17 protein-coding genes are annotated in these 14,858 nt (G+C 64.5%); 7 read left to right on the top strand and 10 right to left on the bottom strand.

Going from position 1 to position 14,858, the window contains the following annotated elements; genetic code table 11:
* Positions 1 to 9: 9 nt before the first annotated feature.
* From E1809_RS06710 to E1809_RS06720, 3 genes are all read left to right on the top strand, one after another.
* A complete protein-coding gene (locus E1809_RS06710) occupies positions 10 to 717 on the top strand; it encodes a response regulator transcription factor (protein WP_133203446.1) in 708 nt (235 codons plus the stop codon).
* Positions 714 to 2,069 carry a sensor histidine kinase gene (locus tag E1809_RS06715; RefSeq protein WP_133203447.1) on the top strand — a complete coding sequence of 452 codons (1,356 nt, stop codon included), beginning with the start codon at positions 714 to 716 and terminating at the stop codon, positions 2,067 to 2,069. Before E1809_RS06710 ends, E1809_RS06715 begins: the two co-directional genes overlap by 4 nt.
* A gap of 77 nt (positions 2,070 to 2,146) precedes the next feature.
* Complete coding sequence (locus tag E1809_RS06720) at positions 2,147 to 2,548, top strand: VOC family protein (RefSeq protein WP_133203448.1); 402 nt, start codon at positions 2,147 to 2,149, stop codon at positions 2,546 to 2,548.
* Between the two features lie 6 nt (positions 2,549 to 2,554).
* On the opposite strand, the gene E1809_RS06725 is transcribed toward E1809_RS06720, so the two are convergent.
* Both E1809_RS06725 and E1809_RS06730 read right to left on the bottom strand, forming a co-directional pair.
* Entirely contained in the window at positions 2,555 to 3,808 is a 1,254-nt protein-coding gene (locus tag E1809_RS06725; RefSeq protein WP_165962231.1) for an acyltransferase family protein, read from the bottom strand.
* A gap of 96 nt (positions 3,809 to 3,904) precedes the next feature.
* A complete protein-coding gene (locus E1809_RS06730; protein WP_133203450.1) occupies positions 3,905 to 4,387 on the bottom strand; it encodes a GtrA family protein in 483 nt (160 codons plus the stop codon).
* Between the two features lie 214 nt (positions 4,388 to 4,601).
* On the opposite strand from E1809_RS06730, the gene E1809_RS06735 reads away from it, so the two are divergent.
* Positions 4,602 to 6,110 carry a DUF2142 domain-containing protein gene (locus E1809_RS06735; protein WP_205754116.1) on the top strand — a complete coding sequence of 503 codons (1,509 nt, stop codon included), beginning with the start codon at positions 4,602 to 4,604 and terminating at the stop codon, positions 6,108 to 6,110.
* Positions 6,111 to 6,120: 10 nt separating this feature from the next.
* Here the strand turns inward: E1809_RS06735 and E1809_RS06740 are convergent, their stop codons facing one another.
* From E1809_RS06740 to E1809_RS06755, 4 genes are all read right to left on the bottom strand, one after another.
* Entirely contained in the window at positions 6,121 to 6,582 is a 462-nt protein-coding gene (locus E1809_RS06740; protein WP_133203452.1) for a Clp protease N-terminal domain-containing protein, read from the bottom strand.
* A gap of 7 nt (positions 6,583 to 6,589) precedes the next feature.
* On the bottom strand, positions 6,590 to 6,793 hold the full coding sequence (locus E1809_RS06745) for a helix-turn-helix domain-containing protein (RefSeq protein WP_133203453.1): 204 nt from the start codon (positions 6,791 to 6,793) through the stop codon (positions 6,590 to 6,592).
* 64 nt (positions 6,794 to 6,857) lie between these two features.
* Positions 6,858 to 7,364, bottom strand: coding sequence for a GNAT family N-acetyltransferase (locus tag E1809_RS06750; protein WP_165962233.1), 507 nt, complete (start codon positions 7,362 to 7,364; stop codon positions 6,858 to 6,860).
* Positions 7,361 to 7,816, bottom strand: a complete 456-nt coding sequence (locus E1809_RS06755) for an SRPBCC family protein (protein ID WP_133203455.1) — start codon at positions 7,814 to 7,816, stop codon at positions 7,361 to 7,363. The genes E1809_RS06750 and E1809_RS06755 overlap by 4 nt, the downstream gene beginning before the upstream one ends.
* 164 nt (positions 7,817 to 7,980) lie before the next feature.
* Between E1809_RS06755 and E1809_RS06760 the strand changes: the two genes are divergently transcribed.
* A complete protein-coding gene (locus E1809_RS06760) occupies positions 7,981 to 9,060 on the top strand; it encodes an FUSC family protein (RefSeq protein ID WP_235835486.1) in 1,080 nt (359 codons plus the stop codon).
* On the opposite strand, the gene E1809_RS06765 is transcribed toward E1809_RS06760, so the two are convergent.
* A complete protein-coding gene (locus tag E1809_RS06765) occupies positions 9,026 to 9,802 on the bottom strand; it encodes an SDR family NAD(P)-dependent oxidoreductase (protein WP_133203457.1) in 777 nt (258 codons plus the stop codon). The genes E1809_RS06760 and E1809_RS06765 overlap by 35 nt on opposite strands.
* A 56-nt stretch (positions 9,803 to 9,858) precedes the next feature.
* Here E1809_RS06765 and E1809_RS06770 point away from each other — a divergent pair, with 56 nt between their 5' ends.
* Both E1809_RS06770 and E1809_RS06775 read left to right on the top strand, forming a co-directional pair.
* On the top strand, positions 9,859 to 10,314 hold the full coding sequence (locus tag E1809_RS06770; protein ID WP_133203458.1) for a MarR family winged helix-turn-helix transcriptional regulator: 456 nt from the start codon (positions 9,859 to 9,861) through the stop codon (positions 10,312 to 10,314).
* The gene (locus E1809_RS06775) at positions 10,311 to 11,915 is read left to right on the top strand and encodes a chloride channel protein (protein ID WP_205754117.1); all 1,605 of its coding nucleotides are present in this window, start codon (positions 10,311 to 10,313) and stop codon (positions 11,913 to 11,915) included. Before E1809_RS06770 ends, E1809_RS06775 begins: the two co-directional genes overlap by 4 nt.
* A 33-nt stretch (positions 11,916 to 11,948) precedes the next feature.
* On the opposite strand, the gene E1809_RS06780 is transcribed toward E1809_RS06775, so the two are convergent.
* From E1809_RS06780 to E1809_RS06790, 3 genes are read right to left on the bottom strand one after another with little or no spacing between them, the layout of a single operon-like run.
* Positions 11,949 to 13,103 (bottom strand): hypothetical protein, encoded by a 1,155-nt coding sequence (locus tag E1809_RS06780; protein WP_205754118.1) that lies wholly within the window; start codon positions 13,101 to 13,103, stop codon positions 11,949 to 11,951.
* A 27-nt stretch (positions 13,104 to 13,130) separates the two neighbouring features.
* Positions 13,131 to 13,487 (bottom strand): GNAT family N-acetyltransferase, encoded by a 357-nt coding sequence (locus E1809_RS06785; protein WP_133203459.1) that lies wholly within the window; start codon positions 13,485 to 13,487, stop codon positions 13,131 to 13,133.
* Entirely contained in the window at positions 13,484 to 14,830 is a 1,347-nt protein-coding gene (locus tag E1809_RS06790; RefSeq protein ID WP_133203460.1) for an acyltransferase family protein, read from the bottom strand. The genes E1809_RS06785 and E1809_RS06790 overlap by 4 nt, the downstream gene beginning before the upstream one ends.
* Between the last annotated feature and the right edge of the window lie 28 nt (positions 14,831 to 14,858).

Consider the following 14,858-nt stretch of genomic DNA (forward strand, 5'->3'; position numbering starts at 1 on the left):
AATGGACGCATGGAAGACGGGCGCGGCTTGGTGTTGATTGCCGAGGACGAACAGGCAATCGCCGATATCCAGCGCCTCTATTTGGGCCGTGCGGGGTTCGGAGTGCATGTGGAGCGCGACGGGATTTCCGCTCTCGCGCAGATCAGGCGCCTCAAGCCGGTGGCGGTGATCCTCGACGTCGGGCTGCCCGGCATGGACGGAATCGAATTGTGCAGGCAGCTCCGCTTGGCCGAGGACTGGACGCCGGTGCTGTTCGTGACCGCGCGGGATGAGGAAGTCGACCGCGTGCTCGGGCTGGAATTGGGCGCGGACGATTACCTGACCAAGCCGTTTTCGCCGTCGGAGCTCGTGGCCCGCGTCAAGGCCGTCCTGCGGCGCACGGAAGGGATGGTCCGTCCCAAACCGCTTGTTGTTGGCGCGGTGGAACTCGATCCGTTGAACCGGACAGCGCGGGCCGGCGCCAGCCACATCACCTTGACCGCCACCGAATTCGACCTCCTCGCCTACCTCATGGCCCAACCCGGTCGCGTCTTTTCCCGTGAGCAGCTCCTTTCCGCGGTCTGGGGCCAAGCAAGCTACGCGGCCGGACGGACAGTAGATGTCCACATCGCGCAATTGCGCGCAAAGCTTGGCGAATACTCCCCCATCGCGACGAGCCGCGGCGTCGGATACTCGGTGGTCGCAGACGACCGCCCTGCCGCCGGAGGCTCCACGTGAAACGCTGGCTCGGCACACTCGCGGGACGCACGACGGCGATCATCGCCGCGGTGGCGACGGTCGCCGTCGTACTCGCGGGCCTTTTGGCCGCCCAACTCGTGAATGCGACGGCCGTCGACGAAGCGAAGAAGTACCTTGCCGTCGAGGCCGATTCGCTGAGCAAGCAGACCAGCCTTGGGGGTTTCCAGGACCTTCGCGCCGACCTGCTCACCCACGGCGCGCGACTCGCGGCAATCAGCTCCGATGGTCGCGTCACCGGTGGCGGGGCAAGGCTCGTGGACGCGAAGACAGTGGCTGACGTGCAGTCCGGCAAGTCTGTTTCGAAAACCGTGGACGGCCCGCAGAACACCGTGGTCCTCGAGGCGCGGCCACTGACAAACGGCGGAGGGGTGGTCCTTGCGCAACCGGTGTCCGAAATCCGCGCGGCAGCGGCGCCCCTCCTGAGCCGGATGCTGATCGCCCTCGCGGTCTGCTTGGTGTTCGCGATCGTCGCGGGAGCACTTTTGGCGCAGTGGCTGAGCCGCCCGCTGGTGCGCACGGCCCAATCCGCCCACCGGCTCGCGGCCGGAGAACGTTCCGTGGAGGTGGCCGCCGGAGGGCCGGCCGAGGTGGTGGAAGTCTCGCAGGCCTTGGGCGCCCTCGACGCCGCGCTCCGCACCAGCGAGGGACGGCAGCGCGAATTCCTGCTGTCCATTTCGCATGAGTTCCGGACTCCCCTGACCGCGCTGCGCGGCTATGCCGAGGCCCTCGCCGACGGCGTCGTGACCGGCTCCGACGTCGCGGGCGTGGGACGGACCTTGGTGGCGGAAACCAACCGCCTGGACCGCTTCGTCCGCGACCTCCTCGAGCTCGCCCGGCTCGAATCCGACGACTTCCGAGTGGACAGACAGCCCGTGGACGCAGCCCTGATCCTGCGCGAGAGCTGGCAAGCATGGCAAGCCGTGTGCTCCCGGAACGGAATAGCGGGACGACTCGAATTGCCGCAGGGTGCGCTGATTGTCCGCACTGACGGCCAGCGACTGCGCCAAGTGGTGGACGGACTGTTGGAAAACGCCCTTCGGGTCACTCCGGAAGGCTCGCCCGTGGTCCTCGCGGCGTACACGACCGCGCCCGGCTCACCCGTTCTCACCGTGGAAGTGCGCGACGGCGGGCCGGGGCTCACGGAAGCCGATGCCGCCGTCGCGTTCGACCGGGGTGCGCTCTTTGCCCGGTACCGCGGCGAACGTCCTGTCGGCAGCGGATTGGGTCTGTCGATCGCAGCACGGATCGTGGGGCGGCTGGGCGGCCGGATCAGCGTCCGCGCCGCGCTCGAGGGCGGGGCTGCGTTCGTGGTTGAACTGCCCGCTGCCTGACCGTTCCGGCGGGCCATTCCAATGGGCCGTTCCGGCGGGCCATTCCGCCGGATGCCAAGCGAACGTAGACTCACGGCATGGCTGAAGTACCAGCAGGATCGCTGCACCACGTCGAGATCTGGGTGCCCCACATTGGCCGGGCACAAGAGGAGTGGGGCTGGCTATTGTCGGAGTTGGGCTACGAACAGTTCCGGGAGTGGCCCGAGGGCTGCAGCTGGAAACTTGGAGATACCTACATTGTGGTCGAACAGTCTCCGGCACTCACGGGGAGCACTCACCGCCGGACCGAACCCGGACTCAACCACCTCGCCTTCCACGCGGGCAGCAAGCAAAACGTTGACCGGCTCCGGCAGCAGGGCGCAGATTCCGGGTGGTACGAAATGTTCGAAAGTCGCTACCCCCACGCCGGGGGTCCCGATTACTACGCCGCTTACCTCGTGAACACGGACGGCTACGAAGTGGAGTTGGTCGGGGCCTAGCTCCGTTCATCTGGGGATGGGCGCCAACTCCGTTTCGGCTTTCTTCGTCTTCACCATCGACTTCTTCAATTTCATCGCGGGACGCTCCACCGCGTAATACGTCAGGGCCGACAGGGGAAGGGTAATCGCCAAGACGAGCAGGCCGTTCAACGCGACGGAAACTGAGTCCTGCCCAAAAGTCCGATGGTGCGTGATGAGCCAGAAAATGATCGGCAGATGCCAAAGGTAGATGCTGTAGCTAATCACGCCGGTAAAGCGGAAAGGCAACCACTCCAGCACGCGGGCAGCCCTGTTGAGGCTGCCGTTCCGGCTGGACGAAGGCAAAACAACGGCCACCAAACCCAGGGCGGCCGCCACACCCGAAAGGTGGGAAAGGGCCGGCCGCGCCAAGACGATCCCAATGAACACCAGGAGTGCCGCTCCAAAAACAATTGCCGCCTTGATGCCGGTATGTACTCGTTGCACGCCGCGTTGGTGGAGCAGGACAACCGCGACGGCGGCGAGCATCCCATAGGCGAAAAGATCCGCGTGGGCGAGGAAGCTCCTCAAGAGGACAGCGCTTCCGGTCTGGCCAAACCTGAACTCGCCGGCCTCGTCCGATCCCATGCGGCTTGCGGCATCGTTTGACCAGGCCGCAATTCCCAGGGAAACGACGACCATCGCAAACGGACCCCAAACCAGGGCAGACGTGTTGTTCGCTCCCTTTCGAATCCGCCACAGAGCCAGGACCGCCACCAGCGGCAAGACAAAATAAAACGTGATCTCCGCGGTGAGCGACCAGGAAACGGGCAGGCCGCTCATCACGTATTGCGGGATGAACATTTGGACGAGAAGCGCGTTCGCGGCGATCTTCAAAGGATCGGTCAGCCTGCCGATGTTGTCCGGCCCGAATCCGTGCGTGCTCCCCTTGAGATAAACAGCGCCGACCAAAATGCCCGTCACAACGAAAATAACGATGTACACCGGATAGATCCGCAAAAGCCTGTTGTAGGCGTAGCGGCGGATGGACGGTAGCGGCTTTCCCTGCATGATCGCGGAAACGAACGGCCTGTAGAGGAGGAAGCCGGACAAGACGAAGAACAAGGTGAGGCCTTGGTTGAAAAGGGTGAAGGCAACTTCCAAAGGCCCGGTCAGCAAATGGAATGATGCAGTGAGGCCAAGGTGGTAGAAAACGACGATGACAGCAGCAACTCCGCGGAGGCCTTCGATTCCGCCAAGGCGATGTCCCCACGACGGGCGGGCGGCGATGGTGTCCTGCACGTGGTTCCCCCAAGCTGTTGGCCGATCCCGTGGGAGCTTACAGGAAATACCCAGCTGTCCGTGATTTTGACGCGCGGGGGTGGCCGAGGCCTCCGCTCAGGCCCGCTCGCTGTCTTCCACTGGAGCGGGAGTGAACTCCCCGTCCTCTTGGCGCGTCTCCGGGTCACCCCGGAAGATCCAGTGCTTGTAGAGGAAGAAGTTCCAGGCCATTGTGGACACCGTGGCCACGACCTTGCCCCCCGCGTAGGTGAGCGCGAGGTTGTCGAAGAGATTAACGATGATGTCCGTGGCGAAAATGTTGAAAACTACCAGCAGTCCGTACCGGAACATGCTGACGCCCTTCCGGCTCCTTGCGCGGAAGGTGAAGGAACGCTGGACAAAGTAATTGAAGATCAGGCTGGCGATGAAGGCCACCGGCGTGGCAAGCCACAGGTCCACTTCCATCGCTTCGTGCAGCAAGACCAACAGCCCAAGGTCAATGGCAAAGGAAAGGCCGCCGACAATGAGGAATTTCACCAGATGGCTGCGATGGACAAATCCCGCCAGGCGCGACGCGAGAGCACGCGGGTCAAGCGCCATGGTCAATACCCCGGAATCTCTAATGTCCTTGAACTATGGCCCCCGATGACGAGCGGCCCGCCTCAGCGACGGCAAGGCTCCGTCAATTGTAGCGGTTGTGATAAAGGGGCGCGGTCAGCCCAAGGAAGCACCCATGCGGTAACGTAACTGCACGATGGCTACCAATTCTCCCGCACTGCCTGGCTTAGTCCGCCGGCCAGGAGCGTCCCCAACCTTGCGGTACACGCTCCTCGCGTTCCCCGTTTTCGCGGTTCTTTCCATGATTTGGGTTTTTGCTTCGCCACTCATGTCGGTGCCTGACGAACCCGCCCACACCATCAAAGCCGCGGCGGTTGCCCGTGGGGAGCTGAAGGGCGAATCAGCGGGGAAGCAGGGCGACCTGACCATCGTCACAGTGCCAAGGTACATCGCCATGATCAACGCCCAGGCGTGTTTCGGCGCCAAAAACGCTGTTACGCCGGCGTGTGCCCCTCCCATAGATGCCACCGCGCGGGACCTGATGAAGGCTCCCACGAGCGCCGGTAACTACAATCCGATGTACTACGCGATGGTGGGCCTCCCCTCGCGCGTGATGGGAGGAGCGCCAGCCATCTACATCATGCGCTCCATCGGCGCGCTGGTCTGTTCGTTCTTCCTTGCAGCCACCTTTGGCGCGGCGGCTTCCATGCGCCGTCGATTCTGGCCCGTCGCAAGCACGTTGGTTTCCGTCACCCCCATGGTGCTCTTCCTCGAGGGTTCGGTTAACCCCAACGCGCTCGAAATCGTGACCACGTCCGCGCTGTTCATGAATCTTTGCCTTGTCTTCCAGAACTACCGCAAGCTGAATACGGTTCGAACAAGCATCGTCCTGGTCGGGATCTCCGGGGCGGTGTTGGCCAATACCCGGGCCCTGTCCTTGCTTTGGTTGGCATTGGCCGTAGTGGCGGCGGTCCTCATTTACGGATTCAGGCCACTCCTTGCAACCCTGAAAAACAAGCTTGGCCTGTCCATGACCGTCCTGATGGGCCTCGGCTGCGCTATCAGCCTTGTCTGGCTGGTCCGGGCGAACAGTTTCAACAGCCTGACGGGCGCCCCCAGCGACGTGACCCCGGACCAAGCATTCGTCACGATGCTGGACCGCACGTTCGATTACTCTTCCGGCTACATAGGAATCATGGGCTGGCTCGACGCCCCGGCGCCCGCGGCTGTTTTCGCCTTCTGGCACTTCGCCTTCGCTGCCATCATCGTCGGCGGCCTCACGGCACGGCCGGTACGTGCGCGGCCTGCGGTGTGGGTCGCCCTGCTCGCGGTAGTCATCCTTCCGCCGATCCTGCAGGCCCAAGTGATCCAGCAAATCGGCTACATCTGGCAGGGCCGGTATCTCCTTGCCTTGTTCGTCCTGCTCTTGCTCGCGAGCGGGGTGGCCATGCGTTTGCGCCCGACGCCGAACGGAACCTGGGCGCGTTCCCTTTCCCGCTGGCTCCTGGCTGGCGGCGTGGGCGTGCACCTGTATCTTTTCCTCCAGGTACTTCGCCGGTACACGGTGGGCTTCCAGGCCCGGACCAACTGGACGGAAATGTTCGATCCCGCGTGGCAGCCGCCGCTCACCTGGCAGGGCCTGTCCGTTGCCTACCTCCTGGTACTTGCAGCGGGCGCCATCCTCACCCACCGCTTCCTTTTCCCGCGGGAACCGCTCGCGGGACGCAAAGTGAAGCGCGGTGGAGTGGAACTCGTCGCGGCTTAGGCTCCCGGCCTCATTCCGCGTTGCGCAGCCGCGCCTTCATCCCCTCCGGATCCACTCCAAGCTTGTTGAACAAGGCTGCGGCAGGGTCCGGCTGTTGCCTTTCCAATAGGGCGAGCAGGAGGTGGCGACCGCTGATCCTCCGGGCTTTCTCCCGGGTGGTGAGGATCAGCGAATCCTGGATCACCGCGCGGGCACCGGAAGTAAAGGTAGTCCGGATGCTTCCCCTGGGGGCCCTGAGCGGGCCGAAATCGCGGAGGGCAACACCCACGGATTCAAGGGCTTCCTGGTCCAAGGCATCGAGTTGGGCGCGGGCCGATTCAAGGTCCACCGAGAGGACCCGGCAGCTCTCGGGGTCATGCAGCAACCCCAAGAGCAAATGCTCCGTTCCAATTCTCCGGTCACCCCGGTGCTTGGCTTCTTCCGCTCCTTCACGGACCGCAGTCCTTGCCTCGGCAGCGAATCGTTCAAACATGGCAAACTCACTTTCCGTGCTTGGCGTGGACCGACTGCTTGGAGACGCCCAACGCGTCTCCAATCTGCTCCCAGGACCAGCCTTGCTCCCGGGCGAGCGCCACGTTCGTGGCTTCGACCTTCTCGGCGAGCCGGTGCAGGGCACCGACGGCGCGGAGGCCGACTGCCGGGTCCGAGCCGGATCCGGGAGGAGTCAATTCTTCACCGTCCATGCTGTCAGTTTGGACTGACAAAACGGCGCTGTCAATCTAAACTGACAAGTTCCTCGACGGTCTTTTATCCCACCCGACGCCGCATCGCCACCCTCGGCCAGCGGTCAAGGCCAACCATGGCCTCCCACTCCAAGATGCCGCGCAAGCCATCGTCCAGTTCATGGCCTGCCAATTCCTGGAAGCCGAGCCTGCGGTAGTAAGGGGCATTCCATGGAACTTCGCGGAAGGTAGTCAGGGTCAACCACTCCAGGCCCTCAGCCCGGGCCCACTCTTCGGCAGCATCCAGCAAGGAACTTCCGAGTCCTTGCCGGGCATGCGAAGGGTGGACGCTCAGTTGCTCGACGTGCGCATTGCCGTCCAGCCGCTCCAGCAAGAGATATGCCACGGGCTCGTCCATTCGATCGGCAAACACCAACGCGCAACCGCGGGCTTGGAATAGCGCCAACTCCGTGACAGTCAACGGCTCATCGTCAGCTATGGCAGCCATCCCCCAGGCCCGAAAAATCTCGCCGGCGGCATATTCTATACCGCGCAACTGCTCCAGTTCGTGGGCACGTGCTTCCCTGATCACGAAAGGCCGGCTTGCCCGGCGAGGTACCGATTGCGCTGCACAATGAGGTTCCGCAGATATCGCGCGAGGACCATTTTCTCCGCAAGGCGACCCACCACTCCGAAAGGGGCAGCGAACTCGACCTCGTCGACCATGAGCGTCCCGCCGTCGTCGGGAATGAACCGGTGCACGTGGCGGAAGAAGCGGAAGGGACCGCGCACTTGCTCATCGGTGAACGAATCGGGAAAGTGGAATTCCGTGATGCGGCTGCTCATCTGCAAAGGCAACGTGAAATGCCACGCCCGCCACGTCACTTCGTCTCCCTCAGACATCAGCCCGGACACGACGCCGCCCACTGCGCGCTCCCGGGACCGGGCCATGGAACCCACGTGGGCGTCGACGTTGCGGGAGAGGTCGAATACCTCGGCCGGCGCAAGCCTGATAAGGGTGCGGCACGTGAAAGATACGGTCATGCTTTCGATCCTGTCACTGTTTCCCCCACCGCAGTGCCAGCCCGGCTCCCGTTCTGGTGAAACACTCGGCAACGTTGGACCCCTCCCGTGGCGCCAATCTTGAGCTACTGGTACCTTCCAAATGATCGGCCGAATTGATTGGTGGTGTCCCGATGCGATCAATCATGTCCCACGCCCGCGCCCTGTATAAGGTCCCGCCCGCGAGCAACGACCACCTTGCCGCCGTCAGGGTTGCGCTGAGCGTGGCCGTTCCGGCGCTCGTACTGCTCGTGACCGGCCACCCGGAGCTCACGCTTTACGCCGTCTTCGGCGCGCTCACGGGCATGTACGGCCGCAACGAATCGCACCAGTTGCGTCTCAAGCACCAGGCCCAGGCCACCGCCATCCTGCTGGCCGGCGTCTCAATTGGAACGTTCCTTTCCATCGCGAATATCCACTTCTGGAGCCTCGTAGCGGTCGAGGCCGTTTTCGCGGGCGCGGGATCCCTCTTCGCGGACAAAGTGCAGCTCAGGCCGAACGGGCCGTTCTTCGGAATCCTGGCGCTTGGCACTTGCTCCGCCGTTCCAGTGACCATCCCTTTCTTCATACCCCTCCTGGTTTTCGCCGCCTCCGCAGCGTTCTCGATACTTGTCGGCTTTGCCGGATGGCTGCGGTACCGGACGTGGGAGCGCGGGGCCAATCGCGATGTCCCCGCACCGGACCGGCAGTGGCGTCAGGCCGCCGGAATACACGCTGCCCGGTACATGCTGGCGGTCGGCGCGGCAGGCTCCGCGGGCGTACTGTCCGGACTTGGACACCATCACTGGGCGATGGCGGCCGCAGCGGTCCCACTCGCCGGGGCCGACATGCCCAGCCGGCTGCACCGGGGCATCCACCGCATCGTGGGGACGTTCCTCGGATTGGCGATTGTCGCCGTCGTACTCTTCCCGGGCCCGTTGTCCCCGCTCCATTACTTTCCGGGGCAGTCCCAGGTCATCCTCGCGCTGGTGGTGATCGTCTGCCAGTTCCCCACCGAGCTGTTCATGTCCAGGCACTACGGCTGGGCGATGGTGTTTTTTACCCCGGTGATCCTGCTCATGACGCAGATGGCGGCGCCCGCCAGCCCGGCCGTGCTCATTGTCGAACGCGGCGCGGAAACATTCATCGGCGCCGTGGTGGGGATTGCGGTGGCGGTGCTCGTCCAGGGTCGCCGGGCAGCTCCAGCGTCGGCTACTCCAGCCGACGCCGCGCCGGACCCGAAGTAAACTTAGCCGGCACGAACCGCATGACGGTGGTAAGCACCTTGTACCGTTTGCTCGGAACGGAAATCCCCTTGCCGCGTGCGTTGTCTTCCAACCCTTCCCGGACCACGTTTTCGGCGTTGAGCCACAGGAAGCCGGGGATAGCCCTTTTATCCATGGACATGCGCTGGTGGAATTCCGTGTGGACGAAGCCAGGGCAGACTGCCGTCACCTTCACGCCGCGGCCCGCGTAGGCGAGGTTGGCCCATCGGCTGAAGCTGACCTGCCAGGCCTTGGCCGCGGAATAGCTTCCGCGGTTCGCAAAAGCAGCCACGCTGGCAACGTTGATGATCCGGCCGGAGCCGCGCTCCAGCATTCCTTGCAGGGCGGCATGGCAGAGCTCCAAGGGAGTCTGGACGTGGAGCCGCAGGTGCCGCTTCTCGTCTTCCACATCGTTCTTCTCGAACGGTTCCAGCAGGCCGATTCCTGCGTTGTTGACCAGCACCTCCACCGGGCGCGAAGCGTCCTGCAGGCGTGCGACGACGGCTGCCACGCCGGCGTCCGTGGTCAGGTCGGCGGGCAGCACCTCAGCCGTGATGCTGTAGTCGCGCTCCAGGACTTCCGCTTCGGCACGGAGGCGGCCCTCGTCGCGCGCCACGAGGATGAGGTGGTGCCCATCCTGTGCGAGCTGACGGGAGAACTCGGCTCCCATACCGGCCGAGGCCCCCGTGACAAGCGCGGTAATGGCATCTGCTTTCGTAGTCATGGGCCAAGACTAACGGGTAGGAGACAGCAAGCCTTGCATTATGCAATAGTTGTCGTATGCCAAATCCTCTCGACAGCCAGATCGACGCCCTCCAGCGCGCTACGCGGGACCTGCTCGCCGTCGCAATGCGCAGTGTTGACGAGGTGACGGACTTGTCCATGCCACAAATGCGCATGCTGTTCGCCCTCCACGACCACGGAACGGTACCCAGCGGCACGCTCGCGCACGTCCTCGAAGTATCCGGTTCCTCAGTAACCCGCCTTGCCGACCGCTTGTGCGCGGGAGGATATGTCCAGCGCACCGCCGTGCCGGAAAACCGCAGTCTCGTGCTCCTTTCCCTGACCGAGGCCGGCCGGGAGGCCGTCGCGGCCGTCGTCCGCCGGCGCGACGACGAATTCCGCCAAGCGCTGTCCCACCTCAGCCCGGAGCTCCGGGAACAACTCGCCGAAGGACTCACGGCGCTGCATGGGCACCTTTCCGAGGCCTCCCTGAGCCGGGCGGTAGTGGCATGAGCGGCCATCGAAGCCACCCGTTGAGCGATTTCGCCGTCGACCGGCGAATGGTGCTCGTGGCAGCCCTCGCAATCCCGGTCGGCGCACTCGGCGCCCTCGCGGCGTGGGCGCTCCTTGGCCTGATCGGCTTGGCGACCAACCTCTTCTTCTACGGCCGGATCTCCACCAGCCTCGTCGCCGTCGGCAGCGGGCATCCGTGGTGGCAAGTGCTCTTCCTACCGGTCGCGGGCGGGCTCGTCATTGGACTCATGGCCCGATTCGGCTCGGAGAAGATCCGCGGCCACGGGATGCCCGAAGCCATCGAATCCATCCTGATCGGCGGCAGCCGCATCGCGCCGAAGGTCGCCGTACTCAAACCCGTTTCGGCAGCGATCAGCATCGGCTCGGGCGGACCATTCGGCGCCGAAGGACCCATCATCATGACGGGCGGGGCCATCGGTTCGATCCTGGCCCAGCACCTCCACCTCACGGCGGACGAACGTAAGACGCTGCTGGTTGCGGGCGCGGCCTCCGGCATGGCCGCGACGTTCAACTCACCGCTCGCGGCCGTCCTGCTAGCCGTCGAACTACTCCTTTTCGAATGGCGTCCACGCAGCTTCATCCCCGTCGCTGCAGGCGTCGCCGTGTCCACCGTGGTGCGCGGCGTGATCCTCGGCAACTCCCCGATCTTCCCGGTCCCGACCGAAGGACTCCACCTGACACCCGGCATCGAGGCGCTGGCCGCCGTCGTCGGCCTTTCCGGCGCGATCGTCGCCGCCGGCGCGACGTGGCTCGTGTACCGCGCCGAAGACGCGTTCGCCCGTCTGCCCTTCCACTGGATGTGGTGGCCCGCGATCGGCGGACTCATCATCGGTGCGGGCGGCCTCATCGAGCCGCGTGCGCTCGGCGTGGGTTACGACGTCATCGACCAACTGCTCACGGGCCGAGCCACCACCGGCCTCATTGTGGGCATCCTGGTAGTCAAGACGCTCATCTGGTCACTGTCCCTCGGCAGCGGGACGTCCGGCGGCGTGCTCGCACCGATCTTCATGATCGGCGGTGCGCTCGGCGCGGCGGCCGGCCTCGTTTTGCCAAGCGTCATCCCGGGGTTCTGGGCCCTGCTCGGGCTCACTGCCGTCGTCGGGGGCGTCATGCGCTCTCCCCTGACGGGTGTCATCTTCACCCTTGAACTGACCCATGCGTGGGCCGTGGCGCTTCCGCTGCTCATCGCTTCGGTCGTCGCTTACGGGGCTTCCGTCCTGTTCCTTCGCCGTTCGGTGCTGACTGAGAAGATCGCGCGGCGCGGACTCCACCTGACCCGCGACTACACCACAGATCCGCTCGAAACCTTCTTCTGCGAGGACATCATGCGGGCACCAGCGGCAGCGCTTCCGGACGGAGCGCCCGTGCTCCACCCGCGCGAAACCGCCCGGCACGCGGCGTACGTCCTCGCGCTGTCGGGCGCGGCGGAGGCCGCGGTAATGGACGACGGCGGCACGTGCCTCGGGCTTATCGGCCCGCCCGAGCTTCTGGCCGCGCGGCTTCACGACCTCAGCGAAGCCACCGACCGCGACCGCTCGCTCCGCTACCTCACCCGGGTAGGGGCCCAAGCCGCCAAGTAGGCACCCCTGCCCCGTGAGGGAGGGGAAGGGATGTTAGCTCGTCCTTCGACGGCCAAGGATTTGCGGGTCGTCGGGCTTGGTCTCTTGGGAAGTACGGTTCTTCGGCCGCGACGGCATGATCGGCTCGGAGGGGAACCGCCGCGGGCCACTCCACATCGAGGGCGGTGCGTCGATCGCGTAGGCGAGTGCGTACGCGACTTTCTCGTAGTTGACGCGCCAACCCCTGAAGTGCGGCCACGCCTGCTCCGCGGTCACTTCAATCGGGTAGTCGACGCTCCGCATCAACTCCACGGCTTCTTGGAAGTCCGCGAACGTCACGTCGATCGGAGAATCGGGATCCGGATCATCGTCCACCGGGATACCGATTGCCCGCGCGACCTGCCTCAAGCAGGTGAAGCCCATCCGGAGGACCAGCCGGGCCCGGGTGCTCGGGGCCGATCCCGGACTCAAGGCGAGTTGCAGGGCAGCCGCGTCCATCACGCTCAAGAGGGAGTTGAGCCAGTTGGATTGGGCAGACGGCGAACGGAACCACACCAAAGTGAGGTAGGTGCTGTGCGATTCGGCCACATCGGCCGCCCACCGTTCCCATGTCCGGTAGAGGTCGCTTAGCTCGCTCGTGCTGTTTTGCGCGGCCATGCCAAACCTCGTGCGCACCAGGAGTTCCGGCCCCCAGGAAGGCGCACCCGCCCTCGAAACAAGCAGGGTCACCTCCGCTTCGCGCCGGTTGAAAGCCGCATACAGGGTTGGCAGATACCCGATTTGCAGGGCGATGACTATCAAACCCGTATACGCGGCCGCGTAAACCAGCACAGTGTTCCCCACGTTGGACGGCGCCGCGTACCCCAAAGTGAACATCGCCGAACCGGCCTCGCTGGACGCCTGCCAGATATCTCCCTCAACGAACGGCAGCAGCAAGAGGCTGAACGAAACGTCGAACAAGACCACCCACACCAGCAACCGGACGAACAAGGACATCGGAGATTGCCACGACAAAATCCGGTCGCGGACCTCGTAGCTCGTGACCGGAATGGTGATGGTGCGGAAAATCTTCGACGTCGCGAGGGCGGTAACCCGGGAAAGCCTGCTGCGCAGCGGTCGCGGCACAATGAGGGTCCCAATCACGCTCATCCATGTCAGGAGCAGCATCACCCCGCCCACGGAGAAGCACACCCAGTCGATCACGGCCACGGGTCCCTCCGCCGGCGAAACGGAACGCTAATCGTTGCCGGGTTCGCCCACGGGCGGTTCCGGCGGCCAATCGACGTCGAGCTCGTAACCCTCGTGCGCCCGGAGGTAAGCGGCGATGAACGGGCAATGCGGGATGATCCTCTTGCCGGAGGCCACGACGTCGTCGAGGGCGAAATGCGCCAAAACCTTGGCCAATCCCTTCCCCTTGAACTGTGGCCGGGTCTCGGTGTGGAGGAAATCGATGTGCCCCGGTTTGTCCATGAACTGCGAGATCACGGCCACTTCGCCATCAACCAGAAGCTCGTAGCGATGGAATTTGTCGTTCCTGACGGTCGTGACGTGAGCGCTGAACGACTCTGCCGTGGATTCCGTGAACTCAGTCATGAGTCGAGATTGGCACGTAAACCTTGCTCTGGCAATGGCCCCTCAAGCGCACCGCGGGCTGTCGGCGACGGCCCGTCCGCGGGCACACGCCCCAGCAACAGAACCGCGAGCGCGAAGCACGCCGAACCCCCACCCAACAGGGTCAGCGTGAGACCGTTGAAAGCGGCGTCCACCATCGGAATGAAGACCACGACGCCGGCAGTCACCACCGCGGTATGGGCCCGCCCGCGCGCGTGGACGGCCGCCGTCGGGCGCTCTTCGAGCCGGCCGCAGAGCAGCAGGACCGGCACCAGGAGAACGACGACGGCGAGCAGCACGAGCGGCCGCGCCCACCACCATCCAGCCGTTCCAGCTGCCGGTTTGGGGAACGGGGTGAGCAGGAGCAGGCCGGACATCGCCACGAGGAGCGGCAAGTGCCAAAGGTAGATAGTCATCGATCGCCGGCCCGCCACGGCCACCACCCAACTGACCCAACGAACGTTGGCCAGCCACGCAATTCCCGGCCGCAAGAGCTGGAGGGTGGCTGCTTGCGACAAGCCCAGGAGGAGCATGCAGAAGTTCGGCGGATTCAGGTCCACAATCATGTTCCCGGAGTAGACCCCGATCCCGGTCACGAGACCTAGCAGCAGGTTGCTGCCCGCGATCAGGCCCACGAACCAACCCCGGCTTCGTCCCGCGAAGATGCCGTCGGCAATGAAGAAACCGAACTGCTGGACGGAGCACCAGACGAAAAGCATGTTGAGGGATGCGAGAAGCGGGAAGGCCCCGCGCAGGGAATCAACCGTGATCACTGCCGCTACGAGGCCGCCCAGGGTCAACCATGGGGAACGGGCATGGAGGCGGGCCAGCAACGGAACGCTGAGCTGCGTTGCGAGGTACGCGGCGAGGAACCACAAGGGCATTCCCGCGCCGGTGGCGATGAGTTGGATCACTTGGGGGTCGACGCCGGAAAGCCGCGCAGCCGAAAGGCCCAGGAACATTGCGGCCAGCAGGGCGGTCGCCGGACGGATGAGGCGCAAGAGCCGCAATTGGGCGTAGTCGACGCCGGTCCCGCCCCGCCCGCGGAGCCTGCGCCACGAGCCAAGCCCCGTGATGCCGCCAAGCACGAAGAACAGCGGCATGATTTGGAAAACCCATAGCACCGGCTCAAACCATCGCTGATCCATGAGGGTGTTTTCGGTGGTGACCGTCCCGTCCGGATGGAGGACAGGACTGACCATCATGCAGTGGGAAAGCACCACGAGGACCAGGCAGAAGAAGCGGGCAAAATCAATGACCGGATCACGCGGTCCTCCACGCACGGTCCGGTCCACTGATGTGTTTTGTTGCCTCCAAAATCCCATTGCGCTCCCTTGCGAAAGCCCGATTTCC

Source organism: Arthrobacter terricola (genome assembly GCF_004354015.1).
GTDB classification, from domain to species: domain Bacteria; phylum Actinomycetota; class Actinomycetes; order Actinomycetales; family Micrococcaceae; genus Arthrobacter; species Arthrobacter terricola.

Coding starts and splice junctions, on each gene's coding strand:
- E1809_RS06755 (WP_133203455.1), bottom strand. CDS start 7,816: ATGACCGTATCTTTCACGTGCCGCACCCTTATCAGGCTTGCGCCGGCC.
- E1809_RS06720 (WP_133203448.1), top strand. CDS start 2,147: ATGGCTGAAGTACCAGCAGGATCGCTGCACCACGTCGAGATCTGGGTG.
- E1809_RS06790 (WP_133203460.1), bottom strand. CDS start 14,830: ATGGGATTTTGGAGGCAACAAAACACATCAGTGGACCGGACCGTGCGT.
- E1809_RS06765 (WP_133203457.1), bottom strand. CDS start 9,802: ATGACTACGAAAGCAGATGCCATTACCGCGCTTGTCACGGGGGCCTCG.
- E1809_RS06770 (WP_133203458.1), top strand. CDS start 9,859: ATGCCAAATCCTCTCGACAGCCAGATCGACGCCCTCCAGCGCGCTACG.
- E1809_RS06745 (WP_133203453.1), bottom strand. CDS start 6,793: ATGGACGGTGAAGAATTGACTCCTCCCGGATCCGGCTCGGACCCGGCA.
- E1809_RS06740 (WP_133203452.1), bottom strand. CDS start 6,582: ATGTTTGAACGATTCGCTGCCGAGGCAAGGACTGCGGTCCGTGAAGGA.
- E1809_RS06710 (WP_133203446.1), top strand. CDS start 10: ATGGAAGACGGGCGCGGCTTGGTGTTGATTGCCGAGGACGAACAGGCA.
- E1809_RS06760 (WP_235835486.1), top strand. CDS start 7,981: ATGTCCCACGCCCGCGCCCTGTATAAGGTCCCGCCCGCGAGCAACGAC.
- E1809_RS06775 (WP_205754117.1), top strand. CDS start 10,311: ATGAGCGGCCATCGAAGCCACCCGTTGAGCGATTTCGCCGTCGACCGG.
- E1809_RS06785 (WP_133203459.1), bottom strand. CDS start 13,487: ATGACTGAGTTCACGGAATCCACGGCAGAGTCGTTCAGCGCTCACGTC.
- E1809_RS06730 (WP_133203450.1), bottom strand. CDS start 4,387: ATGGCGCTTGACCCGCGTGCTCTCGCGTCGCGCCTGGCGGGATTTGTC.